We start from the raw sequence: 4,750 nt of genomic DNA, 5'->3' as shown, positions 1-4,750 counted from the left end.
GGGGGATAACTATTGGAAACGATAGCTAATACCGCATAACAGTCGACATTGCATGAAGTTGACTTGAAAGGTGCAATTGCATCACTAAGAGATGGACCTGCGTTGTATTAGCTAGTTGGTGAGGTAACGGCTCACCAAGGCAACGATACATAGCCGACCTGAGAGGGTGATCGGCCACACTGGGACTGAGACACGGCCCAGACTCCTACGGGAGGCAGCAGTAGGGAATCTTCGGCAATGGGGGGAACCCTGACCGAGCAACGCCGCGTGAGTGAAGAAGGTTTTCGGATCGTAAAGCTCTGTTGTAAGAGAAGAACGAGTGTGAGAGTGGAAAGTTCACACTGTGACGGTATCTTACCAGAAAGGGACGGCTAACTACGTGCCAGCAGCCGCGGTAATACGTAGGTCCCGAGCGTTATCCGGATTTATTGGGCGTAAAGCGAGCGCAGGCGGTTAGATAAGTCTGAAGTTAAAGGCTGTGGCTTAACCATAGTACGCTTTGGAAACTGTTTAACTTGAGTGCAAGAGGGGAGAGTGGAATTCCATGTGTAGCGGTGAAATGCGTAGATATATGGAGGAACACCGGTGGCGAAAGCGGCTCTCTGGCTTGTAACTGACGCTGAGGCTCGAAAGCGTGGGGAGCAAACAGGATTAGATACCCTGGTAGTCCACGCCGTAAACGATGAGTGCTAGGTGTTAGACCCTTTCCGGGGTTTAGTGCCGCAGCTAACGCATTAAGCACTCCGCCTGGGGAGTACGACCGCAAGGTTGAAACTCAAAGGAATTGACGGGGGCCCGCACAAGCGGTGGAGCATGTGGTTTAATTCGAAGCAACGCGAAGAACCTTACCAGGTCTTGACATCCCGATGCTATTTCTAGAGATAGGAAGTTACTTCGGTACATCGGTGACAGGTGGTGCATGGTTGTCGTCAGCTCGTGTCGTGAGATGTTGGGTTAAGTCCCGCAACGAGCGCAACCCCTATTGTTAGTTGCCATCATTTAGTTGGGCACTCTAGCGAGACTGCCGGTAATAAACCGGAGGAAGGTGGGGATGACGTCAAATCATCATGCCCCTTATGACCTGGGCTACACACGTGCTACAATGGCTGGTACAACGAGTCGCGAGTCGGTGACGGCAAGCTAATCTCTTAAAGCCAGTCTCAGTTCGGATTGTAGGCTGCAACTCGCCTACATGAAGTCGGAATCGCTAGTAATCGCGGATCAGCACGCCGCGGTGAATACGTTCCCGGGCCTTGTACACACCGCCCGTCACACCACGAGAGTTTGTAACACCCGAAGTCGGTGAGGTAACCTTTTAGGAGCCAGCCGCCTAAGGTGGGATAGATGATTGGGGTGAAGTCGTAACAAGGTAGCCGTATCGGAAGGTGCGGCTGGATCACCTCCTTTCTAAGGATAAGGAAACCTGTACATTGGTCTTGTTTAGTTTTGAGAGGTCTTGTGGGGCCTTAGCTCAGCTGGGAGAGCGCCTGCTTTGCACGCAGGAGGTCAGCGGTTCGATCCCGCTAGGCTCCATTAACACCTAAGGGTGTTAAGTTGAACATTGAAAATTGAATATCTATATCAAATAGTAACAAGAAAATAAACCGAAACGCTGTAAAAATTTAAAGAGTTAAGGTCATAAGACCAAAAATAAGGTTAAGTTAATAAGGGCGCACGGTGGATGCCTTGGCACTAGAAGCCGAAGAAGGACGTGACAAACGACGAAATGCCTCGGGGAGCTGTAAGTAAGCACTGATCCGGGGATGTCCGAATGGGGGAACCCACTAGCTAATGGCTAGTACTCTTATCTGTTAAGGATAGGAAGAGGAAGACGCAGTGAACTGAAACATCTAAGTAGCTGCAGGAAGAGAAAGCAAACGCGATTGCCTGAGTAGCGGCGAGCGAAACGGCAGGAGGGCAAACCGAAGAGTTTACTCTTCGGGGTTGTAGGACTGCAATGTGGACTTAAAGACTATAGAAGAACTACCTGGGAAGGTAGGCCAAAGAGAGTAAGAGCCTCGTATTTTAAATAGTCTTTATACCTAGCAGTATCCTGAGTACGGCGGGACACGAGAAATCCCGTCGGAATCTGGGAGGACCATCTCCCAACCCTAAATACTCTCTAGTGACCGATAGTGAACCAGTACCGTGAGGGAAAGGTGAAAAGCACCCCGGGAGGGGAGTGAAATAGAACCTGAAACCGTGTGCCTACAACAAGTTCGAGCCCGTTAATGGGTGAGAGCGTGCCTTTTGTAGAATGAACCGGCGAGTTACGATATGATGCGAGGTTAAGTTGAAGAGACGGAGCCGTAGGGAAACCGAGTCTGAATAGGGCGAATTAGTATTATGTCGTAGACCCGAAACCATGTGACCTACCCATGAGCAGGTTGAAGGTGAGGTAAAACTCACTGGAGGACCGAACCAGGGCACGTTGAAAAGTGCTTGGATGACTTGTGGGTAGCGGAGAAATTCCAAACGAACTTGGAGATAGCTGGTTCTCTCCGAAATAGCTTTAGGGCTAGCGTCGACATCAAGATTCTTGGAGGTAGAGCACTGTTTGGGTGAGGGGTCCATCCCGGATTACCAATCTCAGATAAACTCCGAATGCCAAAGAATTATGGTCGGCAGTCAGACTGCGAGTGCTAAGATCCGTAGTCGAAAGGGAAACAGCCCAGACCACCAGCTAAGGTCCCAAAATAATTGTTAAGTGGAAAAGGATGTGGGGTTGCACAGACAACTAGGATGTTAGCTTAGAAGCAGCTATTCATTCAAAGAGTGCGTAATAGCTCACTAGTCGAGTGACCCTGCGCCGAAAATGTACCGGGGCTAAAACAATTTACCGAAGCTGTGGATACCTTTAATGGTATGGTAGGAGAGCGTTCTATGTGTGGCGAAGGTGTACCGTGAGGAGCGCTGGAACGCATAGAAGTGAGAATGCCGGTATGAGTAGCGAAAGACAGGTGAGAATCCTGTCCACCGTAAGACTAAGGTTTCCAGGGGAAGGCTCGTCCGCCCTGGGTTAGTCGGGACCTAAGGAGAGACCGAAAGGTGTATCCGATGGACAACAGGTTGATATTCCTGTACTAGAGTATGTAGTGAAGGAGGGACGCAGTAGGCTAACTAAAGCGTGCGACTGGAAGTGCACGTCTAAGCAGTGAGGTGTGAATTGAGTTAAATGCTTAATTCTATAACATTGAGCTGTGATGGGGAGCGAAGTTTAGTAGCGAAGTTAGTGATGTCACACTGCCAAGAAAAGCTTCTAGCGTTACACATACTCTACCCGTACCGCAAACCGACACAGGTAGTCGAGGCGAGTAGCCTCAGGTGAGCGAGAGAACTCTCGTTAAGGAACTCGGCAAAATGACCCCGTAACTTCGGGAGAAGGGGTGCTGGCTTAAAGTCAGCCGCAGTGAATAGGCCCAAGCAACTGTTTATCAAAAACACAGCTCTCTGCTAAATCGTAAGATGATGTATAGGGGGTGACGCCTGCCCGGTGCTGGAAGGTTAAGAGGAGTGCTTAGCGGTAACGCGAAGGTATGAATTGAAGCCCCAGTAAACGGCGGCCGTAACTATAACGGTCCTAAGGTAGCGAAATTCCTTGTCGGGTAAGTTCCGACCCGCACGAAAGGCGTAATGATTTGGGCACTGTCTCAACGAGAGACTCGGTGAAATTTTAGTACCTGTGAAGATGCAGGTTACCCGCGACAGGACGGAAAGACCCCATGGAGCTTTACTGCAGTTTGATATTGAGTGTCTGTGCCACATGTACAGGATAGGTAGGAGCCATAGAGATCGGGACGCCAGTTTCGATGGAGGCGTTGTTGGGATACTACCCTTGTGTTATGGCCACTCTAACCCGGATAGGTGATCCCTATCGGAGACAGTGTCTGACGGGCAGTTTGACTGGGGCGGTCGCCTCCTAAAAGGTAACGGAGGCGCCCAAAGGTTCCCTCAGAATGGTTGGAAATCATTCGCAGAGTGTAAAGGTATAAGGGAGCTTGACTGCGAGAGCAACAACTCGAGCAGGGACGAAAGTCGGGCTTAGTGATCCGGTGGTTCCGCATGGAAGGGCCATCGCTCAACGGATAAAAGCTACCCTGGGGATAACAGGCTTATCTCCCCCAAGAGTTCACATCGACGGGGAGGTTTGGCACCTCGATGTCGGCTCGTCGCATCCTGGGGCTGTAGTCGGTCCCAAGGGTTGGGCTGTTCGCCCATTAAAGCGGCACGCGAGCTGGGTTCAGAACGTCGTGAGACAGTTCGGTCCCTATCCGTCGCGGGCGTAGGAAATTTGAGAGGATCTGCTCCTAGTACGAGAGGACCAGAGTGGACTTACCGCTGGTGTACCAGTTGTTCTGCCAAGAGCATCGCTGGGTAGCTATGTAGGGAAGGGATAAACGCTGAAAGCATCTAAGTGTGAAACCCACCTCAAGATGAGATTTCCCATAACTATATGTTAGTAAGAGCCCTGAGAGAAGATCAGGTAGATAGGTTAGGAGTGGAAGTTGTGTGAGCAATGGAGCGGACTAATACTAATAGCTCGAGGACTTATCCAAATTAACTGAGGATATTTACAGAGGTTTAGAAATTTGTTAGAATATAGATATTCAATTTTGAATGTTTAACATTCAGAGTTAAGTGACGATAGCCTAGGAGATACACCTGTACCCATGCCGAACACAGTAGTTAAGCCCTAGAACGCCGGAAGTAGTTGGGGGTTGCCCCCTGTGAGATATGGAAGTCGCTTAGC

Annotated in this window: 1 tRNA gene and 3 rRNA genes; all 4 read left to right on the top strand. The window is 50.0% G+C overall.

Features of this window, described 5'->3' with window-relative positions:
• Positions 1–1,407 (top strand): 16S ribosomal RNA (locus BTU61_RS10190); the annotation flags it as partial.
• Positions 1,408–1,460: 53 nt separating this feature from the next.
• Positions 1,461–1,533: transfer RNA gene (locus tag BTU61_RS10185), tRNA-Ala, on the top strand.
• Between the two features lie 121 nt (positions 1,534–1,654).
• Positions 1,655–4,556: ribosomal RNA gene (locus BTU61_RS10180) — 23S ribosomal RNA — on the top strand.
• A 78-nt stretch (positions 4,557–4,634) separates the two neighbouring features.
• Positions 4,635–4,750, top strand: a 5S ribosomal RNA gene (gene rrf / locus BTU61_RS10175).

It is taken from the genome of Streptococcus lactarius, from assembly GCF_016642265.1.
GTDB lineage: Bacteria > Bacillota > Bacilli > Lactobacillales > Streptococcaceae > Streptococcus > Streptococcus lactarius.
The sequence above is the reverse complement of the archived record's forward strand: the minus strand, read 5'-3'. Positions and strand labels throughout refer to the sequence as shown.